General features: G+C 43.2%; 17 protein-coding genes. 6 read left to right on the forward strand and 11 right to left on the reverse strand.

Translation table 11 applies throughout. From position 1 onward, the window contains the following. Positions 1-4: 4 nt before the first annotated feature. Positions 5-826 carry a universal stress protein gene (locus ABDW02_RS00645; protein WP_343631111.1) on the reverse strand — a complete coding sequence of 274 codons (822 nt, stop codon included), beginning with the start codon at positions 824-826 and terminating at the stop codon, positions 5-7. A gap of 11 nt (positions 827-837) precedes the next feature. Beyond that, the gene (locus ABDW02_RS00650) at positions 838-1263 is read right to left on the reverse strand and encodes a hypothetical protein (protein ID WP_343631113.1); all 426 of its coding nucleotides are present in this window, start codon (positions 1261-1263) and stop codon (positions 838-840) included. Between the two features lie 175 nt (positions 1264-1438). Between ABDW02_RS00650 and ABDW02_RS00655 the strand changes: the two genes are divergently transcribed. The 5 genes from ABDW02_RS00655 (at position 1439) to ABDW02_RS00675 (ending at position 5799) form a co-directional block, all read left to right on the forward strand. Further along, the gene (locus tag ABDW02_RS00655) at positions 1439-2122 is read left to right on the forward strand and encodes a BON domain-containing protein (protein WP_343631115.1); all 684 of its coding nucleotides are present in this window, start codon (positions 1439-1441) and stop codon (positions 2120-2122) included. Between the two features lie 183 nt (positions 2123-2305). Beyond that, a complete protein-coding gene (locus ABDW02_RS00660; RefSeq protein ID WP_343631116.1) occupies positions 2306-3487 on the forward strand; it encodes a PAS domain-containing sensor histidine kinase in 1182 nt (393 codons plus the stop codon). Between the two features lie 11 nt (positions 3488-3498). Further along, the gene (locus tag ABDW02_RS00665; RefSeq protein WP_343631118.1) at positions 3499-4557 is read left to right on the forward strand and encodes a response regulator; all 1059 of its coding nucleotides are present in this window, start codon (positions 3499-3501) and stop codon (positions 4555-4557) included. Positions 4558-4672: 115 nt separating this feature from the next. Beyond that, a complete protein-coding gene (locus ABDW02_RS00670; protein WP_343631120.1) occupies positions 4673-5344 on the forward strand; it encodes a BON domain-containing protein in 672 nt (223 codons plus the stop codon). A 59-nt stretch (positions 5345-5403) separates the two neighbouring features. Beyond that, positions 5404-5799 (forward strand): hypothetical protein, encoded by a 396-nt coding sequence (locus ABDW02_RS00675; RefSeq protein ID WP_343631122.1) that lies wholly within the window; start codon positions 5404-5406, stop codon positions 5797-5799. Between the two features lie 357 nt (positions 5800-6156). Here ABDW02_RS00675 and ABDW02_RS00680 read toward each other — a convergent pair whose 3' ends face one another. The 9 genes from ABDW02_RS00680 to hemN all read right to left on the reverse strand — a co-directional run bounded on the left by ABDW02_RS00680 (position 6157) and on the right by hemN (position 16757). Continuing rightward, positions 6157-6879, reverse strand: coding sequence for a sulfite exporter TauE/SafE family protein (locus ABDW02_RS00680; protein WP_343631124.1), 723 nt, complete (start codon positions 6877-6879; stop codon positions 6157-6159). After that, positions 6879-7304 carry a FixH family protein gene (locus tag ABDW02_RS00685; RefSeq protein WP_343631126.1) on the reverse strand — a complete coding sequence of 142 codons (426 nt, stop codon included), beginning with the start codon at positions 7302-7304 and terminating at the stop codon, positions 6879-6881. The genes ABDW02_RS00680 and ABDW02_RS00685 overlap by 1 nt, the downstream gene beginning before the upstream one ends. A gap of 234 nt (positions 7305-7538) precedes the next feature. Beyond that, positions 7539-8927 carry a cytochrome c oxidase accessory protein CcoG gene (gene ccoG, locus ABDW02_RS00690; RefSeq protein WP_343631128.1) on the reverse strand — a complete coding sequence of 463 codons (1389 nt, stop codon included), beginning with the start codon at positions 8925-8927 and terminating at the stop codon, positions 7539-7541. After that, positions 8911-10326 carry a c-type cytochrome gene (locus ABDW02_RS00695; protein WP_343631130.1) on the reverse strand — a complete coding sequence of 472 codons (1416 nt, stop codon included), beginning with the start codon at positions 10324-10326 and terminating at the stop codon, positions 8911-8913. Before ABDW02_RS00695 ends, ccoG begins: the two co-directional genes overlap by 17 nt. After that, positions 10323-10517: a CcoQ/FixQ family Cbb3-type cytochrome c oxidase assembly chaperone gene (locus ABDW02_RS00700; RefSeq protein WP_343631132.1), complete on the reverse strand. Its 195-nt coding sequence runs from the start codon at positions 10515-10517 to the stop codon at positions 10323-10325. The genes ABDW02_RS00695 and ABDW02_RS00700 overlap by 4 nt, the downstream gene beginning before the upstream one ends. A gap of 3 nt (positions 10518-10520) precedes the next feature. After that, positions 10521-12707, reverse strand: coding sequence for a cytochrome-c oxidase, cbb3-type subunit I (ccoN, locus tag ABDW02_RS00705; protein ID WP_343631133.1), 2187 nt, complete (start codon positions 12705-12707; stop codon positions 10521-10523). After that, positions 12676-12876 (reverse strand): cbb3-type cytochrome oxidase assembly protein CcoS, encoded by a 201-nt coding sequence (gene ccoS / locus ABDW02_RS00710; RefSeq protein WP_343631135.1) that lies wholly within the window; start codon positions 12874-12876, stop codon positions 12676-12678. The genes ccoN and ccoS overlap by 32 nt, the downstream gene beginning before the upstream one ends. Positions 12877-13006: 130 nt before the next feature. Continuing rightward, positions 13007-15379 (reverse strand): heavy metal translocating P-type ATPase metal-binding domain-containing protein, encoded by a 2373-nt coding sequence (locus ABDW02_RS00715; RefSeq protein ID WP_343631137.1) that lies wholly within the window; start codon positions 15377-15379, stop codon positions 13007-13009. 22 nt (positions 15380-15401) lie between these two features. Beyond that, on the reverse strand, positions 15402-16757 hold the full coding sequence (hemN, locus tag ABDW02_RS00720) for an oxygen-independent coproporphyrinogen III oxidase (RefSeq protein ID WP_343631139.1): 1356 nt from the start codon (positions 16755-16757) through the stop codon (positions 15402-15404). 371 nt (positions 16758-17128) lie between these two features. Here hemN and ABDW02_RS00725 point away from each other — a divergent pair, with 371 nt between their 5' ends. Beyond that, positions 17129-17530, forward strand: a complete 402-nt coding sequence (locus ABDW02_RS00725) for a hypothetical protein (protein ID WP_343631141.1) — start codon at positions 17129-17131, stop codon at positions 17528-17530. Positions 17531-17543 lie beyond the last annotated feature (13 nt).

Genomic DNA, 17543 nt, shown 5'->3' on the forward strand with positions numbered 1-17543 from the left:
TAAATTATTCGTGAAGGACCAATAGTGGTACAAGACTATGGAAAGTCATTGCTTTTGTCAACGGTTCGCGAAAAAGACGTCCGATCAGGGAATGCGTTCGCGATATGATGGTTACCAGGTCTATGTTGTGCTTTTTGACAAAATTGTTAATGCCCAGAACGACATCCGGGTGTTCAACCTCAAAAAAGGTATGATGCGTGTGTTTTAATGTCTTTTCGAGCCGGAAACTTTCGGCAATTTCACCGAATGTAGGAATGACATTGGCTTCGGTGAATATATTGAGGATGCAAATGTGTGACTGGTATTTTGCAGCGATTTTTTTAAGCGGTGCCAAAACCATCTGATCGTCTGTTTCAGCAAAATCAACGGCTAAAACGATCTTTTTTGGTTCTCTGAATCTGACATGTTTATCGATAATCATCAAAGGTGCCTTCACTTTCCTGATCAGGGTTGAAGCAGTATTGCCCAATACCCGTTCCTGGATATATCCTGCTCCCTGCGCACCGATGATAATCATATCCACGTGCTGTTTGTGGGCATAGTCGGTTATTTGTTCGACAGGAAATCCTGCTTTGGCAGCATAACTTATTTTCAGATCCGGGTACGATTCTTCAATAGACTCTTTTAATTGTTCCAAATTGTCTAAAGCATCTTCCAGCAAGTACTGTTCGGTGCTGATCAGTGTCGGGTCTTCCGGAAACACGGGAATGGTATAAACGTGGAACAATAGCACCTCGGCTTCTGTTTTTTTTGCCAGCTGAACAGCATAATCCAACGCATTGGCGGATAGTTTGGAAAAATCTGTCGGTACAAGTATTTTTTTCATGATTCAATTTTTTAAAGTTTAAAGAATAAATGATCCAATGACAGGCTGTGCCATTCCACAGGAGTCAGTAAAAGGAGAAGAACCAGGGCCAGGCGCGGAAATACATGGCGCGTATCCCAAAGCGGTTCGTTCATTCCGAATCCGATTCCGGTAATGATGAGGTTGATTCCCAATAGGTAAAGAGCAATTGTCTCAAAAACACCAGGAACAAGTAAAGCACCGCAGATAAATGCTGAACAGGATGTAAACAGGGCGGCAAGTGCAGTTAACAACCGCGGAATTCCTTTCAGACGGAACCGCGCCTGATAAGTATTGGTTACCTCTTTCAATCCGATATTAAAAAGAGCATCATACCCCTGAAACAGGAACAAAAATCCGATGAATACGCGCGCTATGGTAATTCCTGCGATGTAATGATAATGAGTAATGAGTTCCATGTTTACCGATTTTAAAGCAAAATTACAGGCAGTTAAATGGAATATAAATGAGGCTTGTCAACTATCGGGATGATGTACGTCAGTGAGTAAGCTCAATTACCGGGGTGATTTGAATCATTTTACAACTTGCTGTGAATCTGAATCTTTGCTGTGTTAACTTTTAAAATCAGTTGGTATGAAAACAGATGTGGAGATTCAGAAACATGTGATGGAAGAGTTGAAGTGGGAACCTTCTATTCATTCATCGGAAATTGGCGTAGCGGTAAAAAACGGAGTTGTTACGCTATCGGGAACGGTTGATACCTACCTGGAGAAGACAACCGCTGAAAAAGCCGCACTTAAAGTTGCCGGGGTGAAAGGCCTTGCTGAAGACATTCAGATTAATCTTCCGTTCAATCATCAGAAAACCGATACGGAATTGGCTCAGGCAGCATTGGATGCATTGAAATGGAATGTGCTGGTGCCGAATGACCAAATAAAGATCAAGGCGGAAAATGGTTGGATTACTGCTAAAGGAACCGTGGAATGGGCTTATGAACAAAATGCAGTCCGGGATGCTATTGCAACTATCAAAGGAGTAAAAGGAATCAGTAACCTGGTAAAAGTTATTCCTAAAGTTGATCCGAAGGATGTGAAGAAGAAAATTTCCGCCGCATTTGAAAGAAACGCTTTGGTGGATGCCAATCATATTCACGTAGAAAACAGTGGCAGCAAAGTTATATTGGGAGGAAAAGTGTCTTCCTATGCAGAAAAGCGGGAAGCCGAGCATGTAGCCTGGAATGTGCCGGGAGTTGCTACTGTTGAGAACAACATCGAGGTGAAAATTCCCTCTTATGCTGAGATCGGAAGAAATCTATAATCCTTGGGTTGAGTTACAAAAAAGCACCTTCACAAGGTGCTTTTTCAGTTTTCGGTTTCGTGTTTTGGATGACAATAATCAGCGCGACAGATGATAAAAATCATCTGTTCGGCAGTTCCTGGTTTTTACTTTTGATCTCTGTGCAAAAAGTGTATATTCGTTATGGACTACGAATTCAAAAAAATGGAGAGCAAAGAAGGGGTTGATGCATTGTTTTTGCACGCAACGGAAGGGATCCTGGTTACCGATTCACAAGGAAGCATTACACGGATAAACCCGAGTGCTGAAAAATTATTCGGCTACAACCCGGGAGAATTGACAGGAAGAAAAATAGAAACATTAGTACCCTCCAGATTTTCACAGAAACACGAAGATAACCGGGCAGAATATGCACATCATCCGCATGCAAGGGCAATGGGATTGGGAATGGAATTGTTCGGATTGAAAAAAGACGGTTCCGAATTCCCGGTGGAAATCAGTTTAAGTCCATATAGTAATGAAGAGGGAAACTTCGTAATTGCCTTCATTGTAGACGTGACACTTCGAAAAGAAGCTGAGATGAAACTCCGGAATTATTCCGAAGACCTGGAAAAACAGGTTAGGAACAGAACACTTATCCTGGAAGAAGCCATCAGGGAACTGGAACGCACCAAAGGAGAGCTGGATGCTTCGCTCGCCAAAGAGAAGGAATTAAATGAGATGAAGTCCAGGTTCGTTTCAATGGCTTCACATGAATTCCGCACTCCACTTACCACTATGATGTCCTCTTTATCGTTGGTAAGTAAGTACAATGAACGGAACGATACGGCCAATCATGCCAAACACATTCATAAAATTGAAAGGTCCATTATTAACCTGACAGATATACTCAATGATTTTCTCTCTGTTTCCAAACTGGAAGAAGGAAAAGTGGGGAACCTTCCCGAAGAAGTGAACCTGAAACAATTCCTGTTGGATATTTGTTCCGAAATGCAGGGAATGTTATCCGGAAAACAAACCATTGTCCAGGATTATTCAGGAGATGAGCAGGTGTTTTTAGATCCTAAATTACTTCGCAATATCCTGTTCAATTTGATTTCGAACGCCATTAAATTCTCTCCTGAAGAAGGTGTAATTGAATTAACAGTTCTGGTCGGAGAAGATACGGTTTCCATATCGGTGAAAGACCATGGGATCGGTATCAGTGAACAAGATCAGAAACACCTCTTTGAACGGTTTTTCCGCGGAGGAAATGCAACGCATATCCAGGGAACCGGTTTGGGATTGAACATTGTTGCACGCTACGCAGAACTGATGAACGGAAAAGTTACCATTGAAAGTGTTCAGAACCAGGGAACAACCGCCAGATTATTAATTCCACGTTAATTCACACACTTATGAAAAAGATATTACTGATTGAAGACAACCCGGATATTCGTGAGAACACCGCCGAAATACTGGATTTGGCGCAGTACCGGGTATTGACCGCCGAAAATGGCAAAGAAGGAGTTCAGCTGGCACTCAAAGAACTTCCCGATTTGATTATTTGTGATATTATGATGCCGGTTCTGGACGGATACGGAGTCTTGCACTTATTGTCAAAGAATGAAACTACGGCCGCTATTCCTTTTGTTTTCCTGACTGCTAAGGCAGACCGGGGTGATATTCGTAAAGGCATGTCTATGGGAGCGGATGACTACCTGACAAAACCTTTTACGGACCAGGAATTACTGAGCGCAATCGAAACCCGGTTAACGAAAAATGATATCCTGAAAAAACAATTCTCAAGAGATGTGGAAGGAGTTAATCATTTTTTGAACGAAGCCAGGGGTTTTGATGTTTTGACTGAGTTATCCAAATCGCGCGACTTAAGACACTACAAAAAGAAAGACGCTATTTTCCTCGAAGGTTCTTATCCCAAAGGAGTTTATTTTATTGAAAAAGGAAAAGTAAAGATCTATCAGAAAAATGACCAGGGCAAAGAACTCATCAGCAGCCTTCACAAAGCAGGTGACTTTTTCGGTTTTCTGTCTTTATTGAAAGATGAACAATACATTCATTCTGCAACAGCTTTGGAGGATACAGAGATTTATATGATTCCCAAAGAGGATTTCTTTTCCCTGCTTTATAAGAATACGGCGGTTGCACGAAAATTCATTGAGTTGCTTTCCGATAACCTGCTTGAAAATGAGCAACAATTGATGCGCCTTGCCTATAATTCTGTCAGAAAACGGGTAGCAGAAGCATTGGTTAAACTGTCGGATACCTATAAAAAGGAAACTGATCAGCAATTCAGTATGCATGTTTCGCGCGAAGACCTGGCCAATTTGGTCGGTACGGCCAAAGAAACGGTAATCCGTACCCTGAGCGACTTTAAAGAGGATAGATACATCGAAATCTCGGGAAGTACGATCACCATTCTGAATTACGATCAGTTGGTTGGTATGAAAAACTGATCCTGATACCCGTCAATTCAGAGGCTGAGTAGCGTCATAACCTGTTCTGAGTAAGCTCATTTCATTTAAACAGTTGATTGAATTCCTTTGTGATGTAATCTAAAAAGGAGAAATCATGAAAACAAATGAACAGTTACAAAAAGATGTACAGGATGCTATTAAATGGGAGCCATTATTAAAAGCAGCAGAAATTGGCGTTATTGTCAAAGATGGAATTGTGACCCTGACAGGGACCGTTGATAACTACGCCAAAAAACTGCAGGTTGAAAAAGCCGCAAAAAGTGTTCTTGGAGTGAAGGCAATTGCAGAGGACATAGAAGTGAAATTTGCCGATTCCAAAAAGAAAGACGATGCGGAGATCGCCGAAGATGTTGTTTTTGCCTTAAGTGTTGATTTGATTGTTCCGGATAAAAAGATCCAGGTGAAAGTCGAAAACGGGTGGGTGACTTTGGAGGGCGAAGTACACTGGAATTTTCAAAGAGAAGCTGCCAAGCGTGCTATTGAACACATTACAGGAGTGCGCGGGGTATTTAATCATTTAAAGATCAAATCCGAACTAAACGATGCAATTGAACAAAAGGAGATAGAAGCAGCACTTCACAGAAGCTGGGCTGTCAATGACAAAGATATCCGGGTTCATGTTGAAGGTCGAACTGTCAGACTTACCGGAACCGTTGCTTCTTTGTATCAGAAGGAAGAAGCCGGCCGTATTGCATGGAAAACTCCGGGTATTTGGCACGTCGAGAATAATTTGGAAGTCGATTACGAATATGCACTGATCGACTAGAAGTCAGCAGGTGGAATCGGTTTTTCCACCTTTTTAGTTTCATCAAAAAAACAGAAAAAATGGACTCAACCAAAAACGCAGGAATATGGATGGATTATTCCACGGCGCACGTGATTGATGCTACGGATTTCAAGACAGAGATTATCGCATCCAAATTTTCACCGGACATCCGGAAAGAGGTCGTGAAGAAAGGCGAAAAACACTTGCATAACAAAGAACAGCAGTTACAGGAAGCCTATTTTAAACAGATATCTGATAAAATAATGGGGTATGACAAGGTGCTGTTATTCGGCCCGGAAAATGCCAAGACTGAACTGCAGCACTACCTGAGCAATGAAAGTCGGTTTAATCATATAACGGTGGCTGTTGAATCAACGGATAAAATGACGGAGAACGAGAAAAAAGCATTTGTAAGAATGCACTTTAACTTTAGATCGAATGGTAACTTGGCATGATTAAAATGACGTTTTATGAAGATAAACAAGGATTGGCATGACAAAAACAAAATGCCTAAAAATGCCACTTTTGAGCAACGGGTTAAATGGCATGTAGAACATCAAAAGCATTGTTCTTGCAGGCCCATTCCGGAGAAATTGCTTCATGAAATGGAGCAGCGGAAGAATCTGGAGTGATTATCTAAGCAATGAGACAAATCAATCTGGATCATGAGATGTATTAGCTGGAAAAGGCACCCGATCAATCTTTTTTGCGCGTTGTTCCGCAAATTTAAACAAGATTCCGCTTGCTATTGTGACAGGCTCATCAATTCTGGTGGGCCTTTTTGTTTCCGGGAAATTAGATTGTATGAATGATTACTTTTCAGGCTGATGGCATTCAACAATCACTGATTTTGGATGTCCCGGGTTCAATTGCTCAATCTTCGGGCTTAAGACCGGAATTCCGAAATTAGCTCCGCGCAAAATCACCAATAAGCCGATGATGGACAAGAGGTATGGAAAAGCCCCGGTTAATCTGTTGCGAAACGATTGATTGAACCGTTGAGCAAAGAATCCGACTCCGATGAGTGCCGGGAGTGTACCCAATCCGAATGCAGCCATGGCGGATGCGCTTCCAAGAGGATTTTCCGCTAAAAGCGCATTGGTTAAAGCCAAAAAGATCATGCCGCAAGGAAGTAATCCGTTTAATAAGCCTATGCCGAACAGTTTTAAAGTCCCTTTTTGTCGAAGTAAAAGCTGCATGCGTCCGGAAACCCATTTTTGAAATCCCGGGGATCGAAACTCGATGTGCCGGAGTAACTGTTTTCTCCAGGCAATTGCGATCAGTAACAGGCCGAACAGGATACTCAATACCTGGAATAACCGGAACAACTGAAGCGAAAACCCGATACTTCCGATTACAAAACCCAGAAGCGTATAAGTAATTATCCGGCCGGTATTTGCAGTCAAAAGATCAGCCAATACGGTTGCGGGTGATTTCCGGTTAACCGGAAGTGCGAGTGCTATTGGCCCGCACATCCCGATGCAGTGAAACGAACCCGCAAGTCCCAAAATGAAAGAACTGATCAGGAAAATCATTACGGAATGGTGATTTGCTGAGACATTTCATACGGCCGATCCTGAATGGAACCTTGAATAGTACAGTTGAAAAGCCCTTTCGGGAAAGAAGAGGTCGGAATGATCACTTTTTCGATAGGTACGATCATGAAAGAAACGTCCTTGTTTTTGTCATTCGGTCGCTGAAAACTAACCTTTACTTCCTCCGATTGAAAGTCTTTCGGAAAATAGATCAGTAAGCTGTCGGACTTACTCTCAATACTGATTTTTTCTATGGCGGAAGCATAGACTTTTTGAGCGTTAAACTGATCGTCGTAATTCAACTCACGCGTGTAATAATCTTCTTCCACCAGGTCAATGTTCTGACGCATCAGGATGCTTACCAATAGTAAAATAAACGCCATAAACAGTGCCATCCCGATAATGATTCCTTTTCCCCAATTCATAATTTAAGTATTTGTTATGTAATAATTTCAGCCGGAGCAGATTAAATAGTTCAATAGTTCAATAGTTCAATAGTTCAATAGTTCAATAGTTCAATAGTTCAATAGTTCAATAGTTCAATAGTTCAAGATCTTGTAAAAAACCTATTCCGACTTATCGATTTTTCAATGGTCCATTTTCAATTTTCTAATCTTTTAAACGTTTTGAACCTTTTGAACCTTTGAACTTTCTCCCCTCTAAAAGCTCGGCCCGATCACTTTAATTCTCACCCGGTCCATTTCTTTTCCGTTCCCCACAATGATAATGTCAATTTTCCGGGTCCCGTTTTGAATAAAAGAGTAGGGGAACCGTGCTAAAAACCGTTCACGGATGTGTTTTTGACCGGGGAGTTCAAGTGAGTCGCTGGCTAATTCCAATTTCACCGAAGGATCTGAAGAAACCAGCTTCACCCGGAAAACTTCTTTGGTCTTGTTGGTCAGGTCGATTTCAAAAATATTACTGATATCCTTTTCCCTGGTCAGTTGGTAGGTAGATCCGCGCTGACGTATAATGGTCGTGGAAAAATCTTCGCGAATGGCCATCATGGTAACCCAGATCCCGATTAAGATCACCAACAGAACGGTATACGAAATCACCCTTCTTGTCCATTGAAAACGCGTGCGGTTCCGGATCCCGTTTTCCGAAACAAAACGGATCAATCCTTTTTCCAGGCCAACACCTTCCATCATGGAATCGCAGGCATCAATGCAAGCCGTGCAATTCACACATTCCAATTGTGTCCCGTTCCGGATGTCAATTCCCGTAGGACAAACATGAACACATTGCGAACAATCAATGCAATCCCCTTTTTTAGCGGAGGGCCTGTCTTCTCCCTTTCGGAATTTACCCCGGTCTTCTCCTCTCACATAATCATAAGCCACAACCATGGAATTTTGATCAAGCAAAACTCCCTGTAACCTTCCATACGGGCAAATGGTCGTACACACCTGTTCTCTCAGCCAGGAAAAAACGAAATAGAAGATGGTTGTAAAAATTCCGATGGAGATCAATCCCCCGATATGTTCACGGACCGGTTCCGTAATGATTTTAAGTAAGGCATTACTACCTATAATGTAAGCCAGGAAAATATTTGCAATCACAAAGGAGATGAGCCAGAAAATCGTGTGTTTGAGTATTCTTTTTGCCCATTTTTGCGCGTTCCATGCTTGTTTGTCCAATGCCCTTTGTTTGGTCCAGTCTCCGTCGATCCAGTATTCAACCTGGCGAAAAACAAATTCCATAAAAATGGTTTGAGGGCAGAACCAGCCACAAAACAACCGTCCATAGATAATCGTGAAGAGAATAACGAAAACGATGGCGATAATGAGCATTACAGCAAATAAGTAAAGGTCTTGCGGCCAGAACGTAGCCCCGAACATGGAAAACTTCCGTTCCAGGATATTTATCTCAATGAGCTGATCTCCATTGATTTTTATAAATGGCGCACTTAGCAGGAAAACCAATAAAGAGTAACTGATCAGTTTCCGGCGGTTGGTGAATTTTCCCTTCGGTTTTTTAGGATAAACCCACACGCGTTTTCCATCCTGGTTAACTGTTGCAATATGATCTCTAAATGCTTCTTCCATTTCGTTTATTTTTCGGGAATTCTTTCCCCTGCGGTTCTTTTCCGGGTTTGTATTTCAGGCTCAATACGTAAGAAGCAACCTGCTGCAATTGCACCGGGTTCAGTTTGGAAGCATGTTCGGGCATTCCATTCGTGGTTCCGTTCTTGATCGTCCCGAAAACGGTCTTAATATCGTTTCCATACAGCCAGAAGTTGTCCGTCAAATTCGGGCCGATATCACCGCTTCCGTCTTTGTGACAGGCTGTACAATTGGCTTCGAACAAGTGTTTCCCGCTCCCCAATCCCGTTTCGTCGGTCAGGAGAGTTACCGTGTTTTCATCCACGTTCATCGCTGCTTCTTTCAGATACAGATCGATTTCCTTTTGTGCAAGAGCCATGGACTTATTGTATTCTTCGGTCTGCAGATCACCTGTGTTGAAAAGGTGATAGTTGAAAAGATAGATGAAGGCGAAAACAATACTTGCGTAAAATCCCCAAACCCACCAGGGAGGTAAATTGTTGTCCAATTCGCGAATCCCGTCGTATTCGTGTTCCATTAAAATGCTGCTTTCTTCTTCGATCGGAACGGAATCTACCAGGATTTTTACCGCCCGTTTTTGTGCCGGTTTTGCCGGCTTCACTTTACGGGGATAAACCATGTAGTAGAAATCATTGAATAATCCCCGCAGGTATAGTACAATCACCAGTAATATCAGGTTAATCCCGATTAGAACATACAAGTCGAATTTTTCAACCAGCAACCAGGGATATTCAGCTTCCGCCGGGTTGGCCGGATCCGGAGTACTCATCCCATAAGAAGTTCCGGGGAAAAATACAGCCCCGACACTGATCAGGATAATCAGCAGCCTGGTCAGGTTCTCCCGGTCTTTCAATTTCTGCCTGAAAAGATCGGATTTTACAAATGAAAGGATGGAACTGCTCATCAGGATAATGGCAAGCAGTAAAATAACCATCAGCGTTCCCAAAGCATAAAAAATGTTCAGGTTCCCCTTATAATCGGGAATGAGTTTGACTTCTTCAGTTGCACCGGGAGTTCCTGTTTCAGTTGCTTTTACAGGAGGCGTGTAAGTATCTACATACTCCAGGATTTGATCAATTTCTTCATTGCTTGCCTGTTGCGGCGGCATTTCAGAACCTGAAAAATCTTTGATTGCCAATGCCATTTTACTGTTACCTCCGGCAATTAAACTTTTAGAGTTTTTGACCCAATCATACAATAATTCTCCCTCACCGGCATCGCTCCATTTTGCCTTGACACCTTTGAGCCACGGCCCGGTAGAATTTTTGTCAACCGCATGACAGGTATTGCATTTTGATTTGAATAAGGCTTCACCCTGGCTAAAAACAACGGTTGTTTGCAGGAACAACACAGGTATAATAAGTAGTTGATGGATTTTCATGGCCTTTCATTTTGAGTTATATCATCCGTACTAAGAGGAATAGCGCTTAATTCTTCGATGGTGGATTTTTTCATTTTCCACAGGCGAATGAATACGATCAGGAAGAAGAGCACAAAGATCATCAGGGAGAATATCCCGTAAAATGCTACTCCCGATTCACTTGCCAAATGGTGTTTAATAAATCGTAACATACTTTATTTTTTAGTTTGTTTGACTTTAATATCTGTACCCATACGCTGCAGATAGGCGATCAGAGCGATGATTTCTTTCTGTTTCAATTCGTTGATCTTTGCATTTTTATCCTGGCCGTTCAGCGCAATTTTCGGCGTGTTTTCAACAATGTCAGTAGCGATTTCCAATGCTTGTTGATCTAAATCGGCCTTTGCTTTTTGCGCGTATCCTTTTGGATAAGGAACCCCAAGCGTTTGCATCGCTTCAATTTTTTTCGCTAATAAATCCGTATTCAAATCGTCGTCTTTCAACCAGGTGTAAGCCGGCATAATAGATCCGGGAGACAACGCTTTCGGGTCTATCATGTGCTTATAATGCCAGAGGTTTCCGCGTAATCCTCCTTCACGGGCCAAATCAGGGCCGGTTCTCTTGGAACCCCATAGGAACGGATGGTCGTAAACATGTTCACCTGCTTTTGTGTAGCCTCCGCTTTCCGGAGTGGGCGCATAGCGGGCCGTTTCAAAACGCAGCGGGCGGATCATTTGGGAGTGACAATTGTTACAGCCTTCTCGGATGTAAATGTCCCGGCCTTCCAGTTCGAGCGGAGAATAAGGTTTTACACTGCTGATCGTCGGGATATTGGATTTCACGGCGATGGTCGGAATAATTTCTGCCAGTCCTCCTATTGCAACAACCAAAATACTCAGCAGCATGAATCGAACCGGTTTTCCTTCAATTCTGCGGTGCCAATATTCCCTGCCTTTAGCCGCATGTGCTCTTTCTACAGCCACTTCTACTGTTTCATTTGCAGCAAACGAACCTTTTTTGACCGTTTTAATCACATTGTAAACAAGCATCAAAGCTCCGATGATGTAAAGGAAGCCACCGACTGATCTCAGGATGTAATACGGCTTCATGTCGATAACAATTTCTAAAAAGTCTTTGTGGACCAGAGTTCCGTCAGGATTGAAATGCTGCCAGCTTAGTCCCTGCATAAACCCTGCGATATACATCGGAACCGCGTACAGGATAATTCCCAAAGTTGCAATCCAAAAATGCTGGTTTGCCAGTTTTCTGGAGTACAATTCCGTCTTGAATAGTTTAGGAATTAGCCAGTAAATCAATCCGAAAGTCATCATTCCGTTCCAGCCAAGCCCTCCTACGTGTACGTGAGCAATGGTCCAATCGGTAAAGTGGGAAAGCATGTTCACTGATTTTAAAGAAAGCAGCGGTCCTTCAAAGGTGGCCATCCCGTAACAAGTAAGTGCTACCACCATAAATTTCAGCATCACATCATCCCGTACACGATCCCATGCACCACGCAATGTCAGCAGTCCGTTTAGCATTCCACCCCAGGAAGGAGCAATCAGCATGACAGAAAATACAACACCCAGACTTTGAGCCCAATCCGGTAATGAAGTGTACAACAGGTGATGAGGTCCGGCCCAGATGTAAATGAAAATCAGCGCCCAAAAGTGAATAATGGATAAACGATAGGAATATACCGGGCGATTGGCTGCTTTCGGAACAAAGTAATACATCAGTCCCAGGTAAGGCGTTGTCAGGAAGAAAGCCACCGCATTGTGTCCGTACCACCATTGAACCAGGGCATCCTGAACTCCGGCATACCAGGAATAGCTTTTTAAGAAAGAGATCGGTAGTTCGAATGAATTAAAAATGTGCAACATGGCAACAGTCACAAAAGTGGCGATGTAAAACCAGATCGCTACGTATAAATGCTTTACGCGGCGATTCAGAATGGTGGCAAACAAGTTCCATCCGAACAGCACCCAGATGATGGCGATCAGGATATCAATCCACCATTCTAGTTCTGCATATTCTTTGCTGGAACTGATTCCAAAAGGCAAAGTTAAAACGGCACAAACAATGATAAATTGCCATCCCCAAAAATTCAAATAACTCAGTTTATCGCTCCACATACGTGTTTTCAACAAACGCTGGAGTGAATAGTAAACACCCATGAAAATACCGTTCCCCACAAAGGCAAAAATCACTGCGTTGGTATGCAGGGGTCTGATTCTGCCAAACGAAATGTACCGGAATCCCAGGTAATCATTGAAAAATTCTGGAAAAGCCAATTGCAGGGCGGCAATTAACCCCACAAGCATCCCGATAACGCCCCAAAGAATGGTGGCGAATGCGAAATTTTTGACAATCCTATTGTCGTACTTTACTGTTTCTATTTCCATCGTTGTTTTGATTTGTTTCATGAGCAGTCGAGTCGTCCTCGTAAAGAATGCGGACGCTCGGGGAATAATCGTCGTCATACTGTCCGGTTTTGGCGGCCCAAAGAAAGATGGCCAGGAAAAACACCGCCAGACAGAGGCTTACGATTAGCATAATGTAGATCATTCCCATACTGCAAAGAACACCACCAAACGCCGATTAAAATATGATCTATGTAACCGGAAAAACTGATTTATATCATGTTTAAGAAGTAACTGGCAGGAATGACCTGTTTCAAGCATTTTTTCCTGTTTTTTGCGGACTATAAACCAGCGGGAGGAAGCTTTTTCCGAAGAGTCAGGAAGGTTGCCAGTCCGACGACGGTTACGGAACTCATCGGCATAAGGATAGTGGCTACAAACGGAGTGAGCTGGCCGCTTACGGCGAAACCTATTCCGGTCAGGTTGTAGCATAACGAAAACGCAAAACAGATGCGCAGGAACGTTTTCCCACTTCCGATGTAGCGGAAATAGGACGCTAAATAAGGTAAGTTCCCTGCTTTCAAAATGGCATCGGAAGCAGGTGTGAAACGAACCAGGTCTTCCGAAAGGGCAATACCCACAAAAGCTTCCTTTAAAGCTCCGGCGTCATTTAACCCGTCGCCGATCATGAGGGTATAATTCCCGTTTGCCTGCAGCTGTTGAATGAATTCCTTTTTTTGAAGCGGTTGTTGTTCGAAAAGAAACGTTGTTTTCGCAGGGAAAATAGTTTGAAGTAAATCCAGGTCTTTGGGTTTGTCACCTGAAATGACCGCTAATTGATAATGCGACCCCAGGTTCGCGATCAGTTCTTTCAATTGCGCCCGCAATTTCGATTGAAATCTGAAGGTTCCCAATAATTTTCCTTCAGCAGCAAAATAAACAAGGGATTCGTCGCTGGTTTGTTGCTCCAGTCCGATAAAAGCAGCCGAACCTAATTGAAAACCATTCATTGAAATTCCTTTTCCGGGAACTTCAAGTGCGGTTTCAACGGCAGGTACTCCAGGAATTTGTTCTTGAAGTAATTCGTGAATGCCTTTTGCATAAGGATGAACCGCGTGTCTGGTCATCTGGAAAAGTGCCTGTTTTTCGAATTCCGACAGTGCTTTTCCGGTATATTGGATGTGTTTGTGATCTTGCTCCGTTAAAGTTCCGGTTTTATCGAAAACCAGGTAGTTGCATTGCTGGATCCGTTCGATGATGGCCGTATTTCGAAGATAAAACCCTTTTTTACCCAGCACGCGCAACATGTTTCCGTAAACAAAAGGTACGGATAAGGCCAGAGCACAAGGACAGGCTACGATCAGGATTGCAGTGACAATTTCAGGAATCTGAACCGGGTCGATGAATATCCAGGCAATGGAAGCCGCAATGGCCAATCCAATTACGGCAGCGATAAAGTATTTTGAAATGCGGTCCTGCCGGGTTTGAAAGAATAATTCAGTTTTTTTGGAATGCCCGTCATTCCACAATTGGGTAAGAACACTGCGTTCGGTGGTTTTGGAAACAACCAATTGAATGGTTTCTCCCATACATTTTCCCCCGGCATACAGCAGATCGCCTTTTTTCTTTTCAATCCAATCCGCTTCACCGCTCACAAAACTGTAATCCAATGTGGCTTTTCCGGAAAGCAGGATACAATCACAAGGAATGATTTCTTCGTTCCGGATGGAAATTTCGTCACCGACCTGTAATTCGTCTATGGGACAAAGCACCGTGGTGTCATTCATTTTTTTGATGACTGCAACCGGGAAATAAGACCTGAAGTCCCGTTCGAATGACAACCACTGGTAGGTTTTTCCCTGGAACCATTTACCGATCAGCAGGAAAAAGATAAACGCGGCAAAAGAATCCATATAGCCGGGGCCGTCATTGCTGAAAATAGCGACACAACTGCGGATGTAAAGTGCCAGGATACCGATTGCAATGGGAATATCCAGGTTCAGGCTGCGCATGCGGATTCCTGCAATGGCCGATTTGAAATAATCCTGTGCTGAAAACAGCAGTACAGGAATCGACACGGCAAACGAAAGGTAAGAACTCAGATTGCGAATTCCCGAATAAGTACGGTCAATGCCCAAGTATTCCGGGAAGCTCCAGAGCATAATACTCCCGAAAGCAAAACCGGCGATTCCCAATTGAAATAAAAGACGCTTGTTGAACGTACCGGTCGATTTATCTATAGCCTTGAAATTCGGTTCGTAACCGATCCGGGTTAATAATAAAGCCAGTTCTGAAAGCTTTATGAGTTCCAGGTTCACGGTAATGGTAGCGGTCTTTTTCGGAAAATGGATCGTGGAGCGCAGAATCCCCGCGTTTAACCGGTGCAAATGTTCCAGCAAAAAGATACAGCTTGCACAATGGATCTGAGGGAGATGGAGTGTAATCTTTACAATACTTCCCTCTTGAAAATCAATGTGTTTTTTGCGCAATTCTTCATCGTCCAAAACGGAGAAAACCTCCCGGGGCACCTGGTTCGGCCGGATTCCTGCCTGGTAATCCTGCTCATAATACCCGCCAAGGGCATGTGCCGAGAGCAACTCATAAACCTGTTTGCAGCCGTTGCAGCAAAATGCATGCTGATCTGAATAGAGAACAGTCCCGGGCAGAACATCGTGACAATGATAACACGTCGTTTCTTCTGTTTGATTTTGCATATGGCTTCTTTCAGGTGTTCTTTCAAATCGTCATACTGAATTGCTTCACCGGATTCAGGTCTTTTAAATAGGCGTCGAAAGCCATGCAGCAATTCCTCACGAAGGGAATTCCTTTGGGAAGAATCCGGATGGTATTTTGTTCCCACTCAACCAGCCCGTCGGAAATAAGCTCCGATAACTGCAATTCCAGTTCCAGGCGATTCAGCAAAGTGTCTTCGGGAATTTCCGTTTCAAAACGGCACATCAGGTTCAGAATGTGTTGCCGGATTTCCATATCAGGAGCACTCATTTCATGCCCGCGGGTAACAGGCAACAGGCCGCTTTCTACTAGTTCCAGGTAGCGCGCGGTACTTTTTTCGTTTTGGGCGAAACCGGATTTGCATTCTGAAATGGCGGACATTCCCAATCCGATCAGTAAACCGGAAGATTTGGTAGTATACCCCATGAAATTCCGGTGTAATTGCTTTTCGCCGGCGGCTTTTGCCAAAGAATCACCGGGTAATGCAAAATGGTCCATTCCTATTTCCACGTATCCGTTCGTAACGAGCATTTGACGGGAAACTTCGTAAATTTCCCGCTTCAGGTCCGGGTCCGGAAGGTCTGACTCACTGTACCCGCGTTGCCCGGTTCCTTTTATCCACGGCACATGTGCATAGGAATACAGGGAAATGCGGTCCGGTTTTAATTGCAGCGTGCAGCGAATAGCATGCTGAAAACCGGAAAGCGTTTGTTTGGGCAGGCCATAAACCAAATCGTGGGAAATGGCAGTGAATCCAACCTCTTTTGCTTGTTTGTGACACGATTCCACCAATTCGAAAGATTGCATGCGATGAATGGCTTTCTGAACCACGGGGTCATAATCCTGGATCCCGAAGCTAACTCTCCGGAACCCTTGTTCGTGCAATACCTCGAGGTGTTTCCGGGTTGTAGAATTCGGATGAGCTTCAAAGCTTAAGGCTGCAGATCCGGTAAACGGAAAAACAGATTTGATTCCTGCGATGAGCCGTTTCAATTCTTCCGGAGCGAAAAATGTGGGAGTGCCACCACCCAAATGAAGTTCCTGGATGGAGGAATGTTTGTCGAGCGATGCTGCTAAAAGCTTCCATTCTGTGAGTACCGCATCAATATACCTGCTTTCCACCGCGTGATTGGTGGTAATGTGTTTGTGACACCCGCAGAACGTACACAGAGAATCGCAGTAGGGAAGGTGAATGTATAAAGCCAGGAGTTTGACCGGCTCTTCCTGTTGGGAAAGTGCAAGGAACTCACACCATTTCCCGGGATCCCATTGTTGCTTATTCCAGTAAGGAACCGTTGGATAAGAAGTGTATCTGGGGCCGGGAATATTGTATTTTGCAATCAGACCAGTATCTGTCATGGCTTTTTTTTGCAAAGCTAACTGGCAGCAACCCCTGAAAAAATGATGTACGTCACCTTTCGGGATTCAATGATCTGATGAACGTATAGGAACGTGAAAAGAAAATTTTGATGTGAAAAAGTAGTTCGTAAATAGGTTACGGGGTGGGAGGGTAATTTTGTGTAACTAAACTGGGAAAAGGTTGTTAGCACTACGAAGAGACAGAATCAGATTTGTGCTCGTTAGTTATCAAATGATTACCAAATAGAGATTATTTAAAAAAAATGGAATTATTTTAAAATCATATAGTAACTTTATCGTGGATTTTCAGGCCTAAATCAAAAGCAAGTACCTAAAATCACAATTTATAGCAATTTATTACAACTTATCTTATGAAAAAAATCCTCCTGGGATTGATACTTTTCGTGTCTTCCTCTGCGTTCTCTCAATTGGACAGTGTTGACTTTACTATGTCGTTTGTTACGAATCCGTCGTTTACCGGTGGACTTGATGAAGCTGCTCTTCAAAGTGATATCTTACAGGTAAAAGTTAATCAGGATTTGCTGGATTCTATTGGACGTATTTCAGTAGTAATTTATCATTCAGAAGACGAATCTTTTGCAGCTGCACGGATCATGGACAGGGCAGAACTAATAGGAAGTGATTTTGTTGAAGCTGGCAAATTGGTCCTAAACTTTCCTTATCTAGACCCGCAAAAATCATATTTCGTTATTCTTGATAGCCAGGATTTAAATCTGGCTTATTTACTGAGAGTTACCAAATACTGGAATTAAATCTACATCACCA

It is taken from the genome of Fluviicola sp. (assembly GCF_039596395.1).
Taxonomy (GTDB): domain Bacteria; phylum Bacteroidota; class Bacteroidia; order Flavobacteriales_D; family Crocinitomicaceae; genus Fluviicola.

Coding starts and splice junctions, on each gene's coding strand:
- ABDW02_RS00655 (WP_343631115.1), top strand. CDS start 1,439: ATGAAAACAGATGTGGAGATTCAGAAACATGTGATGGAAGAGTTGAAG.
- ABDW02_RS00650 (WP_343631113.1), bottom strand. CDS start 1,263: ATGGAACTCATTACTCATTATCATTACATCGCAGGAATTACCATAGCG.
- ABDW02_RS00675 (WP_343631122.1), top strand. CDS start 5,404: ATGGACTCAACCAAAAACGCAGGAATATGGATGGATTATTCCACGGCG.
- ABDW02_RS00660 (WP_343631116.1), top strand. CDS start 2,306: ATGGAGAGCAAAGAAGGGGTTGATGCATTGTTTTTGCACGCAACGGAA.
- ABDW02_RS00680 (WP_343631124.1), bottom strand. CDS start 6,879: ATGATTTTCCTGATCAGTTCTTTCATTTTGGGACTTGCGGGTTCGTTT.
- ccoS (WP_343631135.1), bottom strand. CDS start 12,876: ATGGGAATGATCTACATTATGCTAATCGTAAGCCTCTGTCTGGCGGTG.
- ABDW02_RS00685 (WP_343631126.1), bottom strand. CDS start 7,304: ATGAATTGGGGAAAAGGAATCATTATCGGGATGGCACTGTTTATGGCG.
- ABDW02_RS00645 (WP_343631111.1), bottom strand. CDS start 826: ATGAAAAAAATACTTGTACCGACAGATTTTTCCAAACTATCCGCCAAT.
- ABDW02_RS00700 (WP_343631132.1), bottom strand. CDS start 10,517: ATGTTACGATTTATTAAACACCATTTGGCAAGTGAATCGGGAGTAGCA.
- hemN (WP_343631139.1), bottom strand. CDS start 16,757: ATGACAGATACTGGTCTGATTGCAAAATACAATATTCCCGGCCCCAGA.
- ABDW02_RS00715 (WP_343631137.1), bottom strand. CDS start 15,379: ATGCAAAATCAAACAGAAGAAACGACGTGTTATCATTGTCACGATGTT.
- ABDW02_RS00695 (WP_343631130.1), bottom strand. CDS start 10,326: ATGAAAATCCATCAACTACTTATTATACCTGTGTTGTTCCTGCAAACA.
- ABDW02_RS00725 (WP_343631141.1), top strand. CDS start 17,129: ATGAAAAAAATCCTCCTGGGATTGATACTTTTCGTGTCTTCCTCTGCG.
- ABDW02_RS00670 (WP_343631120.1), top strand. CDS start 4,673: ATGAAAACAAATGAACAGTTACAAAAAGATGTACAGGATGCTATTAAA.
- ccoN (WP_343631133.1), bottom strand. CDS start 12,707: ATGGAAATAGAAACAGTAAAGTACGACAATAGGATTGTCAAAAATTTC.
- ABDW02_RS00665 (WP_343631118.1), top strand. CDS start 3,499: ATGAAAAAGATATTACTGATTGAAGACAACCCGGATATTCGTGAGAAC.
- ccoG (WP_343631128.1), bottom strand. CDS start 8,927: ATGGAAGAAGCATTTAGAGATCATATTGCAACAGTTAACCAGGATGGA.